This window comes from Trebonia kvetii, from assembly GCF_007827045.1.
In the GTDB taxonomy this organism is placed as follows: domain Bacteria; phylum Actinomycetota; class Actinomycetes; order Streptosporangiales; family Streptosporangiaceae; genus Trebonia; species Trebonia kvetii.
The window spans coordinates 1,104,107-1,124,995 of record NZ_RPFW01000002.1; the positions used below are offsets into that span (position 1 = coordinate 1,104,107).

At 69.0% G+C, this 20,889-nt stretch carries 16 protein-coding genes; 5 read left to right on the forward strand and 11 right to left on the reverse strand.

The genetic code is table 11. The features are described from left to right. Positions 1-62 precede the first annotated feature (62 nt). Entirely contained in the window at positions 63-1,880 is a 1,818-nt protein-coding gene (locus EAS64_RS13765) for a SulP family inorganic anion transporter (RefSeq protein ID WP_145853282.1), read from the forward strand. Here EAS64_RS13765 and EAS64_RS13770 read toward each other — a convergent pair. Then, complete coding sequence (locus EAS64_RS13770; protein ID WP_145853283.1) at positions 1,804-2,796, reverse strand: RNA polymerase subunit sigma-70; 993 nt, start codon at positions 2,794-2,796, stop codon at positions 1,804-1,806. The genes EAS64_RS13765 and EAS64_RS13770 overlap by 77 nt on opposite strands. A 146-nt stretch (positions 2,797-2,942) precedes the next feature. Between EAS64_RS13770 and EAS64_RS13775 the strand changes: the two genes are divergently transcribed. After that, positions 2,943-6,308 (forward strand): MFS transporter, encoded by a 3,366-nt coding sequence (locus tag EAS64_RS13775; RefSeq protein WP_145853284.1) that lies wholly within the window; start codon positions 2,943-2,945, stop codon positions 6,306-6,308. A 134-nt stretch (positions 6,309-6,442) separates the two neighbouring features. Here EAS64_RS13775 and EAS64_RS13780 read toward each other — a convergent pair whose 3' ends face one another. After that, positions 6,443-7,657, reverse strand: a complete 1,215-nt coding sequence (locus EAS64_RS13780) for an NAD(P)/FAD-dependent oxidoreductase (protein ID WP_145853285.1) — start codon at positions 7,655-7,657, stop codon at positions 6,443-6,445. 19 nt (positions 7,658-7,676) lie between these two features. Further along, positions 7,677-8,183, reverse strand: coding sequence for a ferredoxin (locus tag EAS64_RS45815; RefSeq protein ID WP_246115658.1), 507 nt, complete (start codon positions 8,181-8,183; stop codon positions 7,677-7,679). Between the two features lie 235 nt (positions 8,184-8,418). Between EAS64_RS45815 and EAS64_RS13795 the strand changes: the two genes are divergently transcribed. Beyond that, positions 8,419-9,312 (forward strand): TIGR03854 family LLM class F420-dependent oxidoreductase, encoded by an 894-nt coding sequence (locus tag EAS64_RS13795; RefSeq protein ID WP_145853287.1) that lies wholly within the window; start codon positions 8,419-8,421, stop codon positions 9,310-9,312. Positions 9,313-9,505: 193 nt separating this feature from the next. Here the strand turns inward: EAS64_RS13795 and EAS64_RS13800 are convergent, their stop codons facing one another. From EAS64_RS13800 to EAS64_RS13825, 6 genes are all read right to left on the reverse strand, one after another. Continuing rightward, positions 9,506-11,125, reverse strand: coding sequence for an alpha-amylase family glycosyl hydrolase (locus tag EAS64_RS13800; protein WP_246115659.1), 1,620 nt, complete (start codon positions 11,123-11,125; stop codon positions 9,506-9,508). Positions 11,126-11,225: 100 nt separating this feature from the next. Continuing rightward, positions 11,226-12,833, reverse strand: a complete 1,608-nt coding sequence (locus EAS64_RS13805; RefSeq protein ID WP_145853288.1) for a glycoside hydrolase family 66 protein — start codon at positions 12,831-12,833, stop codon at positions 11,226-11,228. Then, on the reverse strand, positions 12,830-13,699 hold the full coding sequence (locus EAS64_RS13810) for a carbohydrate ABC transporter permease (RefSeq protein WP_222849285.1): 870 nt from the start codon (positions 13,697-13,699) through the stop codon (positions 12,830-12,832). Before EAS64_RS13810 ends, EAS64_RS13805 begins: the two co-directional genes overlap by 4 nt. Further along, positions 13,699-14,709 (reverse strand): carbohydrate ABC transporter permease, encoded by a 1,011-nt coding sequence (locus EAS64_RS13815; RefSeq protein WP_145853289.1) that lies wholly within the window; start codon positions 14,707-14,709, stop codon positions 13,699-13,701. Before EAS64_RS13815 ends, EAS64_RS13810 begins: the two co-directional genes overlap by 1 nt. Before the next feature lie 51 nt (positions 14,710-14,760). After that, positions 14,761-16,083, reverse strand: a complete 1,323-nt coding sequence (locus EAS64_RS13820; RefSeq protein ID WP_145853290.1) for an extracellular solute-binding protein — start codon at positions 16,081-16,083, stop codon at positions 14,761-14,763. Positions 16,084-16,290: 207 nt separating this feature from the next. Then, a complete protein-coding gene (locus EAS64_RS13825; RefSeq protein ID WP_187365902.1) occupies positions 16,291-17,508 on the reverse strand; it encodes an ROK family transcriptional regulator in 1,218 nt (405 codons plus the stop codon). Positions 17,509-17,678: 170 nt separating this feature from the next. Here EAS64_RS13825 and EAS64_RS13830 point away from each other — a divergent pair, with 170 nt between their 5' ends. Beyond that, positions 17,679-17,873 carry a CsbD family protein gene (locus tag EAS64_RS13830; RefSeq protein WP_145853292.1) on the forward strand — a complete coding sequence of 65 codons (195 nt, stop codon included), beginning with the start codon at positions 17,679-17,681 and terminating at the stop codon, positions 17,871-17,873. 96 nt (positions 17,874-17,969) lie between these two features. Continuing rightward, the gene (locus EAS64_RS13835; RefSeq protein ID WP_145853293.1) at positions 17,970-18,230 is read left to right on the forward strand and encodes a type B 50S ribosomal protein L31; all 261 of its coding nucleotides are present in this window, start codon (positions 17,970-17,972) and stop codon (positions 18,228-18,230) included. A gap of 60 nt (positions 18,231-18,290) precedes the next feature. Here the strand turns inward: EAS64_RS13835 and EAS64_RS13840 are convergent, their stop codons facing one another. Together EAS64_RS13840 and EAS64_RS13845 are read right to left on the reverse strand one after the other, a co-directional pair. Then, positions 18,291-19,964, reverse strand: coding sequence for an MDR family MFS transporter (locus tag EAS64_RS13840; protein WP_246115660.1), 1,674 nt, complete (start codon positions 19,962-19,964; stop codon positions 18,291-18,293). Positions 19,965-20,126: 162 nt separating this feature from the next. Further along, positions 20,127-20,804, reverse strand: a complete 678-nt coding sequence (locus EAS64_RS13845) for a TetR/AcrR family transcriptional regulator (RefSeq protein WP_145853294.1) — start codon at positions 20,802-20,804, stop codon at positions 20,127-20,129. Positions 20,805-20,889: the final 85 nt, after the last annotated feature.

A 20,889-nucleotide genomic window follows, 5' to 3' on the forward strand; every position in this document is an offset into this window, starting at 1 on the left:
CCTGCGGCCGGCGGGCATGATGAACCGTGCCGCGGTGCGTACCGCGGCGAGGGGGTGGACTGATGGCCGCTGCGCCGGACGGCTGGCGCCGCCGGCTGGGCAAGCTGCACGTGCTGGGCGGGGTCCTTCCCGTCCAGCGCTCCCGGCTCTGGCCGGACGCGCTGGCCGGCGTCACGCTCGCGGCGATCGGCGTGCCGGAGGTTCTCGGGTACGCGAAGATCGCCGGGATGCCGCTGGTCACCGGCCTCTACACGATGCTGCTGCCGATGGCGGTATTCGCCGTGCTGTGTTCCTCGCGGCATCTCGTCGTCGCCGCCGACTCGGCCACGGCCGCCATCCTCGCCGCGGCGCTCGCACCGCTGGCGGCGGCGGGGTCGGAGCGCTACGTCCGGCTGGCCGGCCTCGCGGCGCTGCTGACGGGGGCGATGCTGCTGCTCGCCCGGGTGATCCGGCTCAGCTTCCTGGCGAACTTCCTGTCCCGCACCGTGCTTGTCGGGTTCCTGACTGGCGTCGGCATTCAGGTGGCGGCGGGACAGCTGCCCGACATGCTCGGCATCAAGGTGACCGGGACGGGCACCTTGATGAAACTGGCCGACACCGTGCGGGCGCTGCCGCACGCGCACTGGGCGGACGTCGCAGTGTCGGCGGGAGTGATCGCGGTGGTGCTAGCCATCCGGAGGGTCAACAGGCGCGTCCCCGGAGCGCTGATCGCCCTCGGCGTGGCGATCGCGGTGAGCCGGCTCGCCCATCTCCCCGCGCACGGCGTCGCGGTCATCGGCACGGTGCCGCGCGGCCTGCCTTCGTTCGCGCTGCCCGCCATGAGCCGGGCGGACGTCGCGTCGCTGCTCGGCGCGTCCGTGTCCATGTTCGTCGTCATCCTGGCGCAGAGCACGGCGACCTCGCGCGCCTACGCGGCCAAGTACTCCGAGGACGTCAGCGTCCCCGACGACCTGTCTGCGCTCGGCGCGGCGAACGTCGCGGCCGCCTTCACCGGCACGTTCGTCGTCAACGGCAGCCCGACCAAGGCGCAGATCGTGGACAGCGCCGGCGGCCGCAGCCAGCTCTCCTCGCTCGCCGCCTCTGCCTTGGTGCTCTGCACTGTGGTGCTGCTCACCGGGCTGCTCACCTACCTGCCGACCGCCGCGCTCGCGGCGGTGGTGTTCCTGATCGCGGCCGACCTGGTCGACGTTGCCGGGATGCGGCGCATTCTCGCCGTCCGGCGCGACGAGTTCGCGGTAGCCCTGCTCACCACGGCGGCGGTCGTGGTGCTCGGCGTCGAGGACGGCATCGCGGTGGCGATCGTGGCGTCGATCGTGGATCACCTGCGGCACAGCTACAACCCGCTGAACAGCGTGCTGGTGAAGTCGCCCGCCGGGCACTGGGAGGCGGAGCCGATCACGCCAGGCGCGCGCACCGAGCCGGGCATCGCGATCTACCGCTTCGGCACCAGCCTGTACTACGCCAACGCGGCGCGGCTCGTCGATGACCTGCGCACCCTGGTGGGCACGGGCGAGGCCGTTGAGTGGCTGGTCCTCGACCTCACGGCCGTCGCGGACATCGACTACACCGCGGCCGCGGTGCTCACCACCGCGCTGGGGATCGCCAAGGAGCGGCACGTCAGGTTCGCGCTGAGCGGCGTGCTTGACCCGGTGCAGCGGGAACTCGACCGTTACGGCATCACCAAGGCGCTTGGACCTGATGCCAGCTACGAGACCGCGGGTGCGGCGCTCGAGGCATTTCACGCCAGGAACGCCCGGCCGTCGGCGTTACCGCCGCACATGGTGCGGCGCCGCGGTGCCGCGGTCAGTCCCGCGGCATCGTCCTTGGCAGGCCGAAGCGGGCGAGCAGCCCGACGTCGCCGAAGCGGGTCACCGCGCTGACCCGGCCGCCGCGCAGGGTGAGCACCATGATGCTGCCGACCCGCCAGATCTGCGCGCACGGGTCGGGCACGTAGTAGACGAAGGCGGGCTGGTTGTTGGCCCTGGTGCGGACGACCTTGAGCTCCCCGCCCCAGAACGGCAGCTCCGCGAGGAATCCGGCGATCTGCTGCGGCCCGCGGAATTGCCGCGATTCCGGCGGCATGGTGAGCCTGGCGTCGTCGGTCAGCAGAGCCACGAGACTGTCGAGATCGAAGCGCTCGAGCGCGTCAACGAAGCGGTCGACGACCGCGGCCTCCGCCGGGGATTTCGGCAGTGGTACCTCGTGCGGCTCCCTGCCCGGCTGCAGGCTGGCCCGCGCCCTGATGAGCGCGCTGTTCACGGCCGCCGGGCCGACGTCGAGAATGCCGGCGGCCTCGGCCGCGGTGAAACCGAGCACGTCCCTGAGCACCAGGACCACGCGCTGCTGCGGGGGCAGGCGCTGCAGGCCCGCCACGAACGACAGCGCGATCGACTCACGCGCGTCGTAGCGGGCCTCGGGGCCTGGGGTAGCGTCGTCGAACAGCACGTCCGGATAGGGCTCGAGCCACCACGGTTCGTCGGCGCTCGACGGTGCCGGCACCCCCGCGCCCCGCTCGGGCAGGCCGGCCCGCCGCGGGCGGCGCGATTCACCGCGCAGGTAGTTGAGGCAGCGGTTGGTCGCGATGCGGTACAGCCAGGCACGCAGGGCGCGGCCGTCGAACTGGCCAATAGAGAGCCACGCGGCCAACAGTGCCTCCTGCAGCATGTCCTCGGCGTCGTGGACCGAGCCGAGCGTCCGGTAGCAGTGCGCGAGCAGTTCGCCCCGGTAGGGCTCGACGAGCTCACGGAAGGCCTCGCCGTCTCCGGCCTTGGCCCGGACGAGGGTTGCCTCGATCATCGCAGGGCGGTCCTTTCACCTGGTCGCCTGGAAAGCGCCTCCTGACTAGTGCAACACCGGCGGCGCGCCAGATTCATCGGTGAATCGCCGCCGTCGCGAGGGCTTCAACGGATGACGACCCTGACCGATATCTATCGGAGGCATCCGTGACCTCACTCGGCAACACCACAGACATGCGCGGCGACGGCACCGCCAGTCCCCCGGTCCGTCGCTGGCAGGCGTTTTCCCTGCTGGCCATCGCCGCCTTCATGACTGCCGTCGACCTGACGATCGTCAACGTCGCGTTGCCCACCATCGGCGCCAAGCTGCACTTCCCCGAGTCAGACCTGCAATGGGTGGTGACCGCGTATGCGCTGACCTTCGGCGGATTCCTGCTGCTCGGCGGCCGTGCGGCCGACCTGCTCGGGCGCAGGCGGATCTTCATGACCGGGCTGGTGATCTTCGCGGCGGCCTCGCTGGCCTGCGCGCTGGCCTCTGGCGAGACCTTCCTGATCGTCATGCGCGGCGTCCAGGGCCTCGGCGCGGCGCTGCTGCTGCCCGCCGCGCTGTCCATCGTGATGAACATGTTCAGCGAGGGCGCCGAGCGCAACAAGGCGCTCGGCTTGTGGGGCGGCATCGGCGCGAGCGGCGCCACCGTCGGCCTGCTGGCAGGCGGCGCGCTCACTAGGTACGCCGGCTGGCAGTACATCTTCTACCTGAACGTCGCCGTCACCGTGGCCGTTCTGCTGCTGACCCGGCGGGTGGTCCCGGAAAGCCGGCGCGACGAGGCGCGCCGCCGCTACGACCCGCTCGGCGCGATCACCGCGACCGGCGCCCTCGTCGCGTTCGTTTACGCCACGTCGACGGCGCCCGCCGCGGGATGGACGGGCGCCAGGACCCTGGCCTTGCTCGCGACGTCGGTGGCCCTGCTCGGCTGCTTCCTGGTTATCGAGACCAGGGCGCAGGCGCCGCTGCTGCCACTGCGGCTGTTCCGGCTGCGGACGCTGGCCGGGTCGAACGCGGTCGGTTTCCTGCTTGGCGCCAGCTTCTACAGCTTCATCTTCACCGGGACCCTGTACATGCAGCAGGTGCTCGGCTACTCGGCGCTGAAGACCGGCTTGGCGTGGCTGGCGACCTCGGTCACCGGCATCGCGCTGGCCGGCCCGGCCCAGCAGCTCGTCACCCGGGCGTCCATCAGGCTGGTCATGGCGGCTGGGATGGCCCTGGTCGGCGGCGGGATCCTGTGGGCGACCCAGATACCGGCGAACGGGAACTTCTGGTCCGACCTCGCCGGGCCGTTCTTCCTGGCGGGCGCGGTGACCTGGGCGTTCATTCCGGTCTCGATCGGCGCGCTGACCGGGGTCAGCGAGCGCGACGCCGGGGTCGCCTCGGGTCTTATCGACACCTCGCAGCAGCTCGGCGGCGCGATCGGCATCGCCATCGCCTCCACCGTGGCGGCGACGCACTCCCGGGTGCTGCTCGGCCAGGGCGACCTCACGGCCGCGGCGCTCACCGGCGGCTTCCGCTGGGCCCTGTGGGTCAGCGGGCTCGCCGCGCTGGCCGCCGTCCCCGTCGCGTTCACGCTCATTAAGGGGCGCAACCGCCCATTAACCCAAAAGTTGCATAGTGGACACCCGCAGTCTTCCCGCAGTATCGGCTTGGCCGATAGGTCTAGGGAGCCGCACAGCCGTGCGAGTTCAAGCTTCGTCGATTTATGGAGAGGCCTGCCCATGCCGAAGTACACCCGTCCGGCCCTGGTCGGACTGGCTGCGGTGTCAGCCGCAGCCCTGTGTGCGCTTCCCGCCCTGGCCGCCAGCGCTAAGCCGGCTGGCCATGGGCGGCCGCACTCGGACAAGCACGTTCTGCTGATCTCGGTCGACGGCATGCACCAGAGTGACCTTGCCTGGTACATCGCGGGTCACCCGCACTCGACGCTTGCCAAGCTGACCCACGGCGGCATCGAGTACACCAACGCGGAGACCTCCAACCCGTCGGACTCCGACCCGGGCGGCACCGCGCTGATGACCGGCGGTAACCCCAAGTCGACCGGCGTTTATTACGACGTCGAGTACAGCCACAAGGTCGACGAGCCAGGCGCTGCCTGCACCCCGGGTAAGCCGGCCACCGGCGGCGACGTCATCTACGACTCGCCAGACGACGCGCTGGCCAGCGTCAACGACTTCATCAACCCGGCCAACGGCACCTTCCCGTCGTTCGATGAGAACGGCTCGATCTTCCCCAACGGCGTTGACAAGAACCCCGCCGCGATCATGAACCTGAAGTTCGACCCGAAGACGTCGCTCAACTCGGCCACGTTCCCTGTCGACCCGAAGACCTGCAAGCCGATCACCCCGTGGGACTACCTCGGCGACAACACGATCTTCCAGGTCATCCACAGCGCAGGCCTGCGCACCGCCTGGTCCGACAAGCACGAGGTCTACGCATCGTTCAACGGTCCTGGCTCGAACGGCCAGAGCATCGACGACCTCTTCTCGCCGGAGATCGACTCCCAGGCGGTTGAGCCGAATGGTGTCCCGTACCCGCAGGATGACGACTGGGCCCATATCGACGCCGCCACCAAGCAATACGACGGCTACAAGGTCAAGGCCATCCTGAATGAGATCAAAGGCTTCGACCACTCGGGCAAGACCAAGGTCGGCACCCCCGCGATCTTGGGCATGAACTTCCAGACCGTCTCGGTCGCGCAGAAGATCCGCTCCACCCCGACGACGCTGATCGGGCCGGACAAGAACGGCAACTACCACACCAGCGCTCCGAAAGCGGGCGGCTACCAGTGGGTCCACGGCAAGCTCGTCCCCGGCCCGGTCCTCTCCAGCGCCCTTGCCTATGTTGACGCTCAGCTCGGCCGCATGGTCGCACAGATCCACAAGGACGGCCTCGCCGGGTCGACGACGATCATCATCACCGCCAAGCACGGCCAGTCGCCGCAGGACCCGAACAAGCTCATCACGGTCCAGGACGGCCCGATCATCACCGCGATCAACGCCGCCTGGGCGAAGACGCACCCCAGCAACACGAAGCTGATCGTCGCCGGAACCGACGACGACCTGTGGCAGTCCTACCTGTCGGACAACTCGCAGGCCGCCTGTGACTTCGTCAAGAACTACCTGTGGCACCACACCGCCCAGGGTTTCGACGTCAACCTGAAGCCGGTGACCGTCAAGCACTCGGGCCTCGCCCAGATCTGGGCCGGCGCCGCAGCCGCCCACTTCTTCGGCGTCTCGGTCAACAACGGCCACTACCCGGACGTCTTCGGCAAGGTCCAGGTGGGCATCGTCTACTCGAAGCCGACCAAGCTCGCCGAGCACGGCGGCATGAACACCGGTGACCGTCACGTGCTGATGATCGTCGACGGCCCGGGCATCGCCAGCCGGGTCGTGAAGGCCCCGGTCGAGACCACCCAGGTCGCGCCGACGATCCTGTCCCTCCTCGGGCTCAACCCGGAGGCGCTGCGGGCCGTCAGGGTCGAGGGCACGCGGGTCCTTCCCGGCCTGCGCCGCGGCAGGCAGTGACGCTGACCAGCTAACGCGCCGTGATCACGCCGGCCGGGGCCGGGTCCGCGTACAGCGCGGCCACCGGCTCCGGCCGGCCCGACGCGTGAGTCTAGGGCGATGCCGCAGGATTCGACGAATCGCTTTAGCGCTGGCTAGAGCGTGGTGCTGTCCGCCTGGGTGAGGGCGGCGATGGTGTCGGCGATCTGGGCGCGGTAGTGCACGTAGCGGCCGCCGAGTCCGATCAGCACGACGCCCGCCAGCAGCCCGTCGCGATGGTAACCGACGGCGGCTTCGCCCTCCAGGTCGCCCTCGAGGATGCGGACGTCGGGCAGGCCGGTGACGCCAAAGGACTGGAGGCGCAGGTCGTACTGATCGCTCCAGAACGTGGGCACCGCCGCGAAGACGCCGCCGTCCGGCTGATCGCCGGCCAGGGACCGGGCCAGGCCCGCGGCGGCGTACTTGCCGGTGTCGGTGGCGACCGTCCAGTGCTCGATCCTGCGGGACGCGCCGAACAACAGCGGGTGCGGGTACCGGGCCACGTCGCCGGCCGCCATCACGTCGTCCCGGGCGTCACCGCCGGCCAGCACGCGCAGTCGCCCGTCGCAGGCGACCCCGTCGGCTAGGTCGAGGCCGTTCCCGTCGAGCCATTCGGTGTTCGGTATCGAGCCGACCGACTCCACGACCAGGTCGGCCTCGAGGGTCGTGCCGTCGCTCAGGGCCACCGCACGCACCCGATCGTCGCCTTCGAAGGCCGTGGGCAGGGTGCCGAGCCGGAACCGCACGCCGCGCTGTTCATGCCTGCGCAGCAGTTCCGCGGCGAGTTCGTCGCCGAGCGGCCGGCGCATCGGCAGCGGCTCGGGCTCGATGACAGTGACGCCGAGGCCGCGGGTGCGGGCCGCCGCGGCGACCTCGCTGCCGATGAAGCCGCCGCCGACAACGACGATGTGCCGGGCGTGCCCCAGTTCCTCGCGCAGCTGGGCTAGGTCGTCGAGCGTCCGGACGGCGTGCACGCCGGCCGCCGGTCCCGGCAGGTTCAGGCGTCGCGACCGGACCCCGGTCGCGACCATGAGGCCGTCCCAGCCGAGCACCGTGCCGTCGTCGAGCGTGACGGTCCGCGCCGCGAGGCTGGCCGCGACGGCCGGCTGGCCGAGCTGCCAGCTGACGTCCCCCGCGCTCTTCGCGATGCGGAACGGGAGCTGGGCCGCGTCGAAGGCGGCGCCGATGGCGTCCTTGGACAGCGGCGGCCGGTTGTACGGCATGTGCGGTTCCCCGCCGGCGACGACGATCTCGCCCTCGAACCCGGCCCGGCGCAGAGCCTCGGCGGAGCGAAGCCCCGCCATGCCGGCCCCCACGACCACGACGCGCATGCGGCCTCTCCGTCCTGTCTCAGTCTTCTACCGTGATCGCCTGCAGCGGGCAGACGTCAGCCGCCTCCTCGACGTCATCCCTGAGCGATTCGTCCAGGTCGCCCGAGACGTAGCTGCCGGCGGCCTGTCGGCGGAAGGTCAGCTTACCGTCGTCGTCGAGGCTGAAAACCGCGGGCGCGGAGAACACGCACTGGCCATGGTCGTTGCACTTGTTCAGGTCGACGGTGATGCGCATGGGGGGTGTCCTTCGTGAGAGGGGGGTGCTAACGGCGCGGTGGCCGGATGCCGCGGAAGTCCCAGCCGGTGACAGGCCGGGGCCGAGCGGGCACAGCGTGTCCGAGCCCTTGACCCGCAGCATCGACCCGGCGTCGGTGTCACGGAAGTCGTGCAGGCCGTAGTCGTTGGCGATGGTGTAGCCGGCGATGTGCTCCGCGGCCTGCTCCGGTGAGACGTTGCGGGCGGTGCGGCCGATGACGATGGCGATCTCGACCTCGTAGTTCAGCCACTTGCAGCCCTCGGGCCGCACTACCGCGCCCTGGTGCGCGTTGAGCGAGCTGGTGGGCTTCTGGAAGTAGGTGGGCGCCGGCGCGCAGGATGTCGCCGTGCCGCACCACGTCGACGGCCGTGCCGTCGAGCAGGATCCGCCGGTACTCCGTCACTGAGCTGCGCCATCTACGGCTCGATCTACAAAGTGACCGCGCCGACCCTGCTGCCCCGGCGGGTCCGGCGCGGTTTTACCCGGCTTCACCGATACTGACGGCATGAAAATCCGGATCGGGGTGTCGCTCGGCGCGGAGGGCGCACCTGACGGGTTCGCCGCGGCCGTGGATCTGCTTGAGGCCGCGGGGATCGACTCGCTGTGGCTGCCGGAGCACGTGTACGGGCCGGCGGTCGAGCCGTTCACCGGGATGGCGTTCGCGCTGTCAAGGACGAGGCACCTGAAGGCGGGCAGCGGGATCTCGGTGCTGCCTGGCCGGCATCCAGCGCTGGTCGCCAAGCAGCTCGCGTCGCTCGCGGGCCTGGCCCCGCGGCGGGTGCTCCCGGTCTTCGGGCTGCAGCCCGCCGCGCCCGCCGAACGGGCGGCGTTTCCGGTGCCGCCCGGGCCGGGACAGCGCGCGGAGGTGTTCGACGAGGCGCTGACCCTCCTGCGGCGGCTGCTTACGGCGGACGAGCCGGTCACGTTCGAGGGAAGGTACTTCTCGGTTTCCGGCGCGACGGCAGGGCCGCGGCCCGCGAACCCGCTCGACATCTGGCTCGCAGGGTCGGCACCCGGAGCGCTGCGGCGCGCCGGCCGGCTGGCGGACGGATGGCTGGGCTCGCTGATGACGCCGGGCGAGGCGGGCGAGGCGGTGCGCGCGATCCAGGCAGCAGCGGCCGAGGCGGGACGCCAGGTAGATCCCGAGCACTTCGGAATGAGCATGGCGATAGCGTTCGGGGCGGTCCCTGACTCGTTTGCCGCATCGGTCGCGCGGCGACGGCCAGGCGTGGCACCGGAGTCGCTGGCGGCAGGCGGATGGTCCGGGGCGCGGCAGCTGATCTTGGCGTACGCCGAGGCGGGACTCAGCAAGTTCGTGGTGCGGCCCGTGGGCCGGGAGGTCTCGCTCGCGGAGTTCCTTGACGGGTTCACCCGAGAGATCATGCCGCTGCAGACATGACGCCCCGGGAAGCGCACCTTCACGTACCCGGCACACCTGGCCGCGATGGACCTGCGGCCCACGTGCCAGGACCACCGCTGGGCTGGCGGTGTTCGGCTCGCTCACCGGCATCAGCGCCCTGGCCGCGCTTTTCGTCGGCATCATGCTGGCCCAATTATCTGGACGCCGACCTGGCAGCCTGGGGCCTCTGGAGTTACCTCATCCGGTACCACGTCGTGGTCGCGCCACGGGCTGTGCCGCCGCTGCTGATGACCGGCTCTCCCCAGTCGCCCGGAGCGTCCAGGGGCGGCCCGTCGAAGACGGTCACGCACGTGTAGTTACCCCGACGGAACGCTACGGCGTCGGACCGTCCGGTCGAGATCCAGTCAAGCGGCGCCGCGGGGTCGAGATTACGGCGCTCGCGTAGCGCGCGGCGGTAGAAGGCGAGGGTGGAGTGCGGATCGCCTTCCTGGACGTCGATAGCGAAGTCGGCGAACCAGGCGGGCTGGGGCAGCCACGGGCGAGCGACGGTCCGGGCGTCGCCGGCAGCCGTGCGGGTATCGGAGAAGCCGAACCCGCGCTCCCCCACGCGCCAAGGGAGCGGGACTCGGGACCCGTCCCGGCCGTGCTCGGTGTATCCCGAGCGGTTCCAGATCGGGTCCTGGCGCGCGTCGTCGGGCAGGTCCTGGACTTCCGGCAAGGCTAGTTCCTCACCCTGGTAGAGGTATGCGGAGCCAGGCAGGGCAAGGAGCAGCAGCACAGCGGCCCGCGCCCGCGCGATGCCGAGCTCGAGGTCGACGGTCCCGCGAGCACGCGTCCGGATCGCGTTGATGTCCGTTGTGCGCAGGACTTCCGGATCGGTCAGTCCATAACGGGTGACGGCGCGGTGGACGTCATGGCTACCCAGCGTCCATGCGGTCACGCCGGCCGCGTCCGCGTGGTCCTGGGCTTCAATCGCGTCGGCGATGGCCGAGCGGAACGCCTCGGGCTCGAACGGCTGCTGGAGGAGGTTGAAGTTGAACACCTGGTGCAGTTCGCCGGCGCTGATGTACGTGGCCGCCTCGGCAGGAGGCAGCCAGACCTCGCCGACGAGGGCGAGGTCACGGTCGTAGCTGTCCGCGATGTCTCGCCAGCGCCGGAAGATCTCGTGCACGCCGGGCTGGTTCCAGGTGTACGGGTTCTCGCCATCGGGGTCGTCGAGGTCGGGCAGGTCCTGGTGCTTCACCATCGCGTAGGCAACGTCGATGCGGAACCCGTCGATGCCGCGGTCGAACCAGGTCCGCAGCACCTGGTCGAACATGCCGGCAACCTCGGGGTTGCGCCAGTCGAAGTCGGGCTGGCTCGGGTCGAAGCTGTGCAGGTACCACTGACCGGGGCGGCCGCCGGCCCCGGCGACGCGGGTCCACGCCGGGCCGCCGAACACCGAGCGCCAGTTGTTCGGCGGCTGCGATCCGTCAGGGCCGCGCCCGTCGCGAAAGATGAAGCGGGCGCGGGCCGGGGAATCTGGTGCAGCGGCCAGGGCCTCTTTGAACCACGGGTGGTCGGCGGAACAGTGGTTAGGCACGAGGTCCATCAGGAGCTTCAAGCCCCTCGCGTGCGCGGCCTGGCGGAGCCGCTCGAACGCGGGCATCCCGCCATAGCGAGGGTCGATCACGGTGTAGTCGGCCACGTCGTAACCGCCGTCGCGGTTGGGCGATGGATAACAGGGGTTGAGCCAGATCCCGTCCACGCCGAGCGAGGCGATGTGGTCCAGACGCTCGGCGATCCCGTCGAGGTCACCGACCCCGTCACCGTCGGCGTCGGCGAAGGAGCGCACGTAGAGCTGGTAAATCACGCCGCTGCGCCACCAGTCATGAGGGGCCGCGGGTGCCGCGGTCAGGGATTCCGCTTCAGGGGATGTCTCGGCGAGACGCACAGTTTGCTGCTTCCAGAGGTCAGGAGGGGCTGGACACGGGGTCGATGACGACGAGCTGCCACAGGTGAGGGGCGGGCAGGGTCGCGCTGGCGTAGTCGCCGTCCACCTTGACGTCGACGTCGATCAGATGCCGCTGACGGTCAGGATCGGCGACGCGCACGCGCGGCAGGCCGGGCCCGGCGCGGCGGATGCGCAGGGTTCCCGCCCCCAGGTCGGGCGGCGGCTGGCGCGGGGAGTCCCACGCGGTGTCGTCCTGGCCGACGAGATTGATCAGGTGCATGACGAGCCTGTCTTCGACCTGGGTGATTCGCCGCCAAACCCGGCCAGCGCCAGCGGAATGAGTCACAGTGACGTCCGCACGAGAGGCGTAGAAGACGTCGAGGTCGTCGTTATAGGCGCCTCCGTAAGAGCCGGTGACGTCAGTGACCCCTGGGGCGGTGAGCAGCTCGTCGTGCTCGACGAGGAAGTCATACCAGCGGTGCAGCAGATCCCTGGTGGACGGTTCAGCAACGTGGTTGCGCACGTAGTAGGGGTCGACCAGGATGCGGTCGGCCTCCCCGCACAGCAGATGGGTCGCCCCGTGGGAGAAGAGCGTGGCCATCGTCAGCGCGGTGGCCACGTCGCTGGCCGCGGCCGGGGCACTGTCGTAGACGTGCTGGTAGGCGGCAATGACCACGGGCTTCCCGCCTGCCATCGCCCGCGCTCGGGTGGCGACTTGCGCGAGGTGTTCGAGGCCAGTATGCGGTGCCCAAACCTCGATGTAGACCGCGTCCTGAGGAGCGCTGGCCGTGGCCCAGGTCGGGAAGTCGTTGACGTTGTTGAACACCAGGCGCGCGGGGGGGACTGCCCCGCGCACCCGGTCCAGCATCGTGGTGAAGCTGGCAGCGACGTCCACCTGCGTGCCATCGGGCCGGTGCGCGCGCTTGGGGTAGCCGTACTGGTCAAGGTGAAAGCCGTCGAATCCGAGCGCGGTCGCCGCCGACAGGTCGGCGGTGAAGTGCGCCAGCCAGTCGCCGGCCGCGGGATCGACCAGAAAGAGAAAGTCGCCAAGCCCATACGGCTTCCCGGTCGGAGTTAGCAGCGCGTCATGCTCCCATGCTGGCCATTCATGAGGGCCGGCGGCGTAAACGGCGGCGTAGCCGAGGGCTTCGCTGCCCACCTGGTGGCAGGCGTCGATCAGGGCACGTACTTCGGCTAGCGAGACCGGCTGGCCGAGCGCATCGCGGTACTCATCCCCGCCGCCTAGCAGATCGGCGTGACGGTAGGCCCAGTCGTAGAACTGCACGCCGGTCAGGTGGAGCCGGCGCAGATTGTCGGTGAAGCCCGCCAGGTCGCGGCCGGGACGGTAGTCGACGACGAAGCCGTAGCGCAAGACGGCGCGAGGGTTGTCGGCGACCTGGAGTGCGCTACGCGCGAGCACGCGACCGCTGGCGCTTAGCTCCACGCCGTAGCCCCCGGACGGCAGGCGGCCCAGGCTGGCCATCCCGTCCGCGCGGACGGACACCTGGCCGCTGGGCTCCCCGAGGTGGCGCAGCGTCAGCTCGGCTGGCCCGGCCAGGTCGCGGACTTCCAGCACCACGGCCTCATCTGGCTGGTAAACGGCCTTGGTTGGCAGCAGGTCGGTCATCCCTTGACAGCTCCCGATGTCAGACCCTGGACGAAGTACCGCTGAAAGGCGAGGAACACCACGATCACCGGGATGACCGCCATCATCGAGGCGGCGAACACCAATCCCCATAGCGTCGAGTTCTGGCCCTGGAACAGCGCGATAGCCAGCGGGAGGGTCTGCTTGGACGGGGTGTTGATGATGGTCAGCGCCCAGGCGAACTCGTCCCAGCTGGCCAGGAAGGTAAATATGGTGGCGGTGGCGAGCGCGGGCTTGGCCAGCGGCAGGATCAGCTGCCAGTAGCGCCGCCACGGCCCGGCCCCGTCGATGGCCATCGCCTGCTCGAGCTCGGCCGGGATCGCGGCGAAGAAGCCGCGCAGCAGGAAGGTGTTCAGCGGCAGCGACCCGGCGACGTAGAACACCACAAGCCCGGCCAGCGAGTCCAGCAGGCCCAGGTACTTGGCGAGCACGAACTGCGGGACGATCAGCATCATCGCGGGGATCATCAGGCCGAGCAGCAAGAGGCGGTACAGCGCCTCCTTGCCACCGAAGTCGAAGCGGGCGAACCCGTAGGCCATCATCGAGCTGAGCAGCAGCGAGAGTGCTGTCGTGAGCACCGCGACGATCAGGGAGTTGATGAAGTACCTGGCGAAGTCGTACGAGGTCCAGGCTTCGGTGTAATTCGACACGGTCGCCGGGTGCGGTATGAACTGCGGCGGCAGGCTCAGCACGAAGGCCTGGCTCTTGAACGAGGTCGAGAGCATGTACACGAACGGCAGGATCATGATGCCCGCGCCGATGATCAGCACCGCATAGCGGCCGGAGACGGCGAGGGTGCGCCTGCGGGTGACGGTGCCGCGGCTGCGCATCGTGACGGAGGCCAGCATCAGGCCTCCCGCGGGTCAGAGCGGAACGCGCGCAGCTGCACGAGGGACAAGACGAACACGAAGAGGGTCAGCACTACGGCGATCGCCGAGCCGTAGCCGAAGTCAAGGTTCTTGAAGGCCTGTTCATACATATACGTCAGCAGCACCTGCGTCGAGTCGGCCGGCCCGCCCCCGGTGACCAGCAGGACCGAGGTGAAGACGTTGAAGCCGCCGATGACCAGCATCACGGTGACGAATACGGTGGCCGGGCGGATCGCCGGCAGCGTGACAGCCCGGAAGCGCTGCCAGGCGTTGGCGCCATCCACCTGCGCGCTCTCCTGCAGTTCCTTCGGCACGCCTTGCAGCGCCGCGAGGTAGATCATCATGGACCAGCCGATGCCCTTCCATACGCCGAGCGCGGAGACGGCCACCATCCCGGTCCACCGGCCCCCCAGCCACGAGGTGGGTGTGCTTGTCAGGTGCGTGACGTCGTGCAGCATCCAGTTGACCAGGCCGCTGTCGGCGAACAGGTACTGGAACAGCAGCGAGACCACGACCCAGCTAGTGACCACCGGCAGGTAGAACAGTGCACGGAACAGCGCACGGCCGGGTGCCTTGTTGTTTAGCAGCATCGCCACCCCCAGCCCGAGCACGATCTGCGGCGGAACGGTGAAGGCCATGTACACCGCACTGTTGACCGCCGCCCGCCAGAACACCGGGTCGTGGAACGCCCTGACGTAGTTACTGAATCCGGTGAAGGTGCTCGCGGCGGAGGCGACCACGTTCCAGTCGTAGAAGCTCATCTGGAACGCCCGGATCATCGGGTAGATGATCAGCGCGATGAACAGCGCGAGGCCGGGAGCCAGGAACACCAGGGCGGTGCGCCGTTGCCGGGCGCGCGCCCGGCGGGCGGCGCGCCCGGCGGGCTGGGGGGCCGCCGGGCGGTGCCCACGTAGTCCGTTGCTGAGCGTGCGATTCTGGCGGGACCCCGCCGTGCCAGACGGCACGGCGGGGGTAACTCCTGTGGTCATGGACCTGACGCTGCCTTAGGTTTCTTCGGGTGTCACTGACCGCGGTCTTCGTTAGTGTGTGGCGGTCAGCAGCGGGTCGATGTCGGCCGCCGCCTTGTCCAGCGCGGCGTGGACCGACTCGGTGCCGGTGAAGGCAGGAGTCAGGTCATTCTGCAGAACAGTGTCGATCTGCGGCGCCTGCGGCACGGACGGGCGGGGCCGGGCGGTGGCCAGTTGCTTGATGAACGGGGCGAGATCCGGGTTCTGGGCGGCCTCCTGCGCGCCGAGTGACTTGACCACTGACATCTGGCCCGTCTTGGCCATGGTGAGCTGGTACTCAGCGGTCTGCGTGAAGCGGATGAACTTCTCCGCCGCGTCCTGGTGCTGGCTGGAAGAGGTCATCACGATATCTTCGCCGCCGACCACGGAGACCGAACCGCCCCGTCCGGCTGGCACCGGCGAGTAGGTGGGCTTGAAGTTGGGGTACTGCCCCGACCACACCCCGGTCATCCACGGGCCGTCCAGGATGGTGGCGTACTGACCCTTCGGCAGCCCGTCCGAGGTCTGCGTCGCGCCCTTGTCGCCGGTGATCAGGTTAGGGATCGCACCGGCACGGTACAGGCTGACCAGCAGTTGCACGCCAGCGACGCTCGCGGGGCTGTTCAGGTACCCAGTCGCCTTGGTCTGCTGCTGGTTGGTCACCGAGCCGCCCGCGGACCAGATCCACGGGTAGACGTTCCAGCCCTGCAGGCCGCTGTCGGCGAAGATCGAGACCTTCGCGGCCTTCAGCTTCGGCGCGTCGGCCTTCACCTGGGCGAAGGTGGCGGGCGGGGTGGTGATCCCAGCAGCCTTCAGCGCAGAAGGGTTGGAGATCAGCACCCGGGTGTTGGTGTCCAGCGGCAGCCCGTAGTAGTGGCCGTTGAATAGGTTCGTCGCCAGGGCTCCCGGATAGGTGTTCGCGGACAGGGTGGAGAAGTCGCTCATCTTCTCGTCCAGCGGGGCGAAGACGCCGAGGGCGCCCAGCTTCGGCACCCAGCCAAGGTCCGCGCGCACCAGGTCGGGAAGCTGCCCGCCCGCCGCGCTCGTGGTGAGCTTCTGCAGCATCGAGTCATAGGGAATGTCCACGTAGTTGACCGTGATGCCGGGGTTGGCCTTCTCGAACGCCGGGATGATCGTCTTGTTCAGGGCGTCGGTCTGCGTCTTGTTGCCGCCGTTCCCGTAAGTGCCCCAGAAGGTCAGGGTGACGTTGCCGGCCGCACTGGAAGAGGCCGAAGCGCTGGAGGTCGAGCCAGAGGATGGGCTAGAGGATGAGCTTGAGCACGCGCTAAGCAGGCCGACGCAGACAGTCAGGCCTGCGAGGCCAAGGGTCAGCGCTCCATTGCGGCGACGACTCATGTCGGTACTCCAAGAAGGTGATCGAGGGGGTTGATCTGGGATTACGCAGGCCCGCGAGCGCGAGCGGAGTTGTCTGTCGTGGTCTCGTCCACGTCCTGCGTGGCTTGGTAACGGGGACACTAACGGAGTTGATTTCGTTCGTCAAGCAATCTATTCCGGGGATTGCGCGTCATGACCGCTCCCCGCCTGAGGGCCACCGGCCGGCTGCTAGTCGGGTACCTCGTCGACCAGCGTCATCAGCGATGCCAGCACGCCGTGCTTGAGCATTGTCGCCGCTGCTCCGCGCGCCCACGCCTCATCCGGAAGCGGTCGCACCACCAGCTGGCAGTCCTGCGCAGCGCTGGAGAACGCGCTTGCGGCGAGCTGCTCGGTCAGTGCGCCCATGAGCAGGTCGGAGGCATTGATGCCCTCGCCGGACAGGATGACCATCGGCGGGTTGAGCAGGTTGACCAGGGTCGCCAGCCCCAGCCCGAGAGCGCGCCCCGCCTGGCTGAAGGCCTCACGGGCACGGTGATCGCCTCCGTGCGCCAGGGCGGCGGCCTCGGCCAGGCTCTGCGGTACCGCGTCGTTTCCCTCGGCGATGGCACTCAAGATCGCGTCATCAGCGGCGAACGTCTCCACACAGCCTCGCCTTCCGCAATGGCACAGCGGCCCTGCAGGGTCGACGATGTTGTGTCCAAGCTCTCCGGCCGCACCGCTGGCCCCGTGCCATAGCTCGCCGTCGATAACGATGGCGCCACCCACACCAGATCCCACCGTGACCACAGCGAACGACGAGGTATCCCGGCCGGCCCCGAACCACAGCTCTGAGACGGCGAGGGTGTTGACGTCGTTTTCGATAAGCACGGGCAAGTCCAGGGCCTCCGCCAGCATCTGCTGGGCGGGCACGTCGTGCCAGCCCAGCAGAGGCGAGTAGCGGACCACGCCCGCGCGCCCGTCTACATGTCCGCCGAGGCCAACTCCCACGCCGACGCAGGAACCGCCGATGCCCTGTGCGCCGAGCTGGAGGTCGTGCACGAGACGCGCTGCCTGCGCCACCACCAGTTCCGGGCCCGTCCCGGCCAGCGGGACGCGCAGCGAGTGGTGAACCTCCGCGTGCAGGTCAACGATGACCCCGATGAGCTCGCGCTCGGTTACCTTAATGCCGATTGCGTTGTGCCGACGCGGCTGCACTGCCAGCGGGATAAGTCGGCGGCCCGGCCCCTCCGAGTACCCCTCCTGCTCGACCACGTAGCCGTTGGCAATCATCGGCTTCACTAGCTTCGTCACCGCGGCCTGCGACATTCCGATCATGCGCGAGGCATCCCGCCTGGAGATCGGTCCCCGCGTCAGGATCGCTGTGAAGAGCGCAGCCAGGTGCTTCTCCCGTGATGACAACTGCTCCGACGGCTGCGCCGTGGCGGGGGTCTCTGCCTGAGTTGTCATGCACATGCCTCTCGCGTCGTCTCATCACGTTGCCGGAGCCCACAACATTAATTTAAGTTGTCAAGCAACCAACGTCATGACACCTCCGCGCGCCCCAAAAGACTGCGGAAAGGGTTAAGGAACCCGGTCCCGGGGAGCAGACGGGCTCTCGCACTATAAGGAGGCCCGACATGGGTTTCATGGACAAGCTCCGTAACAGGTTCCAGATGAGCAAGGGCCGGGCCAAGCAGCACGCCGGCCGGGCGACAGGCGACCCGTACCTGGAGACCAAGGGTCAGGCCGAACGGATGGGCGGTGCCACGCGCCAAGTCGGCGAGCAGGCCAAGGACGCCGGCCGGAACATGAAGGACGCCTTCAAGGACTAGCGGTGCAGGGGGGAGGCGAAGCACGGACCCGTTGTGCGGAACATAGGTGGCGCCTGGCGCGTTGACCCAGTACTTCGTGAGAAGGGGAGGCTGGCCATGAAACCAGGCATTCATCCCGACTATCACCCGGTCGTCTTCAGGGACCGCGCGGCGGACTTCATGTTCCTCACGAAGTCCACGCTGACGAGCGGCCACACGATCGAGTGGGCGGACGGCAACACCTACCCCCTGGTCGATGTGGAAATCTCGTCCGCGAGCCACCCGTTCTACACCGGCAAGTCCCGCGTCGTGGACACCGCCGGCCGGGTCGAGCAGTTCCGCCGCCGCTACGGCGACAATCCCGGCAAGAAGAAGTAGCTCAGCGCATGCGAAAGGGGCTCACCGCTGAGCGGTGAGCCCCTCTCGCCGAGCCTTCGGCTAGCCGACCTCGACGGTGACCGTCGTCGCGGCTTCTGCCGTGGCCGCTTCGGCCTGCGCGCGGGCCTGATTGCCCGAGATCAGCCGCAGCGGGACTTCCTTCAGGAACAAGGACAGTACGACCGCACCCACGAGCAGGACCGCGGTGACCGCGAAAACGACGTCGCCCGCGCTTGAGAAGCCCGCGTAGAAGGGGTGGCTGATCGCCCTGCCGAGACCGCCGAGGAACGAGGTGTCGTTCAGGCCGCCTGCCAGGTGGCTGTGCAGCGAGGCGACCTGATCCGGGTGCGCCTTGGCGGCCGCCTGGAAGGCCGGGTCCTGCTGCGCCGACGCGTAGGCACCGGCAATCTTGGTTCCGGCCAGTGAGAACAGGACGGACAGGAACACCGACGTGCCGAGCGTGCCGCCGATCGACCGGAAGAAGCTCGAGGAGGCGGACGCGACGCCCATGTCCTTGGCCGGAACCGAGTTTTGCATGGCGAGCACCAGGCTCTGCATGTTCATGCCGAGGCCGAGGCCGAACAGCGCCGTGTAGACGTCGGTCTGCCACAGCGGCGTGTCCGCGCCGATCTGCGTCATCACGGCCATGCCGATGACCATGAGCACCGAGCCGATGACCGGGAAGATCTTGTAGTGGCCGGTGCGCGCGGTGATCCGGCCGCAGGTCATCGAAGACAGCATCAGCGCGCCGACCATGGGGAGCAGCAGCAGGCCCGACGCCGCGGGCGAGGCGCCCTTGACGATCTGCAGGTAGAGCGGGATCACCGACAGGCCGCCGAACATGGCCATGCCGATGAGGGTGACCTGGGCGGAGGCGACCGTGAAGGTGCCGCTGCGGAACAGCCGCAGCGGGATCAGCGCGTCGTCGCCCATCCGGTGCTGAATCCAGACGAACGCCGCGAGGCCCGCCGCGCCGACAAAGTAGCAGAGGAAGGCGGCCGCCGAGGCCCAGCCCCAGCCGCGGCCCTGCTCGGCCACGACGAGCAGTGGCACGAGACCGACCGCGAGCGCGACCGCGCCGCCCCAGTCGACCCGCCGCTCGCGGCGCACGAAGTCGATCCGCAGCACACGGGCGACGACGATCAGCGCCACGGCCGCCACAGGCACGTTGATGTAGAAGATCCAGCGCCAGCCGGAGACCCCGAGGAAGCTGTTCGCGCCGGACAGCAGGCCGCCGAGCACCGGGCCCAGAACCGACGAACTGGCGAAGACGGCCATCATGTAGCCCTGGTAGCGGGCGCGCTGACGGGGCGGGATGATGTCGCCCATGATCGCCAGGGCCAGCGGCATGATGCCGCCCGCGCCAATGCCCTGGAACGCGCGGAACGCGGCGAGCTCGTACATCGACTGGGCGAGGCCGCACAGCGCCGAGCCGGCCACGAAGATCACGATCGCCAGCATGAACAGCCGCTTGCGGCCGAAGATGTCCGACAGCTTGCCGAACAGCGGCGCCGCGATCGTGGAGGTGATCAGGAACGCGGTCGTCACCCAGGCCTGCGCCGACAGGCCGTGCAGGTCGTTGCCGATGGTCTTGATCGCGGTCGAGACGATCGTCTGGTCGAGCGACGCGAGGAACATGCCGAGCATCAGCCCGGACAAGATGGTAAGAATCTGCCGGTGACTCAGCTCCCCGTTCGGCGGGGCGGGAGCCGTCCGGCTCGCGGTGGCGGTCACGATGAGGAGCCTTCCTTAGGGGTGGGCCTGGGGCGGGCGGAAAACTCCGCTTTGCCGTTAGTTGCGGCCTAACAACTATATCGACTGCCTCCTGCAACTAGTTGCCATGGTCAAGTATTCCCGGGGCACCGCGCTTTTCTTCCCCCGCCGCAAACCCGGCTCCTACTCCGCCTCGGGATTGAGTACCTGCTTGATCGCGGGCAGCACGGCCTCGATCGGCTGGCCGCTGCGGAACGCGATCACGGTCGTGCCGTCGGCGCCCAGTTCCGCGGACGGCGGCGCGAAACGGCGGATGACCTGGCGCATCGCCTCGTCCACCTCGCGGACCGGGTCGGTGCTCTCGCCGCGCAGCCAGCGGCGCAGCACGTGGTTGTGCGCGGCGGCCACGGCGGCGGCCATCAACTCGGCCTGCAGCGCGGCGGGCGCGGTGCGATCGTCCATCCGTTCGGCGATGAACTCGCGGAACAGCCGCTGGTAGCGGGCGACGCTGACGATCTCCCTGTCTCGCAGTGCGGGCACCGCGCTGGTCAGCGCGTACCGGCGCTTGGCCAGGTCGCCCTCGTCGAGGTAGTGCAGCAGCACCAGGCGGACCGCGTCGGTGACCGCGGCGAGGCCGTTGCTGTGGCTAGTGGAGCGCAGCCGGTCGCGGACCTGCTCGATGAGCAGGTCGTGGTCGGGGAAGATGACGTCTTCCTTGGACCGGTAGTTCCTGAAGAACGTCGCACGGCCGAGACCTGCCCGTTCGGCGATGTCGTCGACGGTTGTGTCGTCGTAACCGCGCTCGCGGAACAGATCGAACGCGGCCTGCGCGAGACGGTCGCGCGCGGTCGGCTTGCTCATGGTCGATCACATCCCTGGTCTAAGCTGCTGCCGCCAATTGTGCCGCCTCTTGCGGCCAAATGCGAGACTAAGTATCATCTCGACG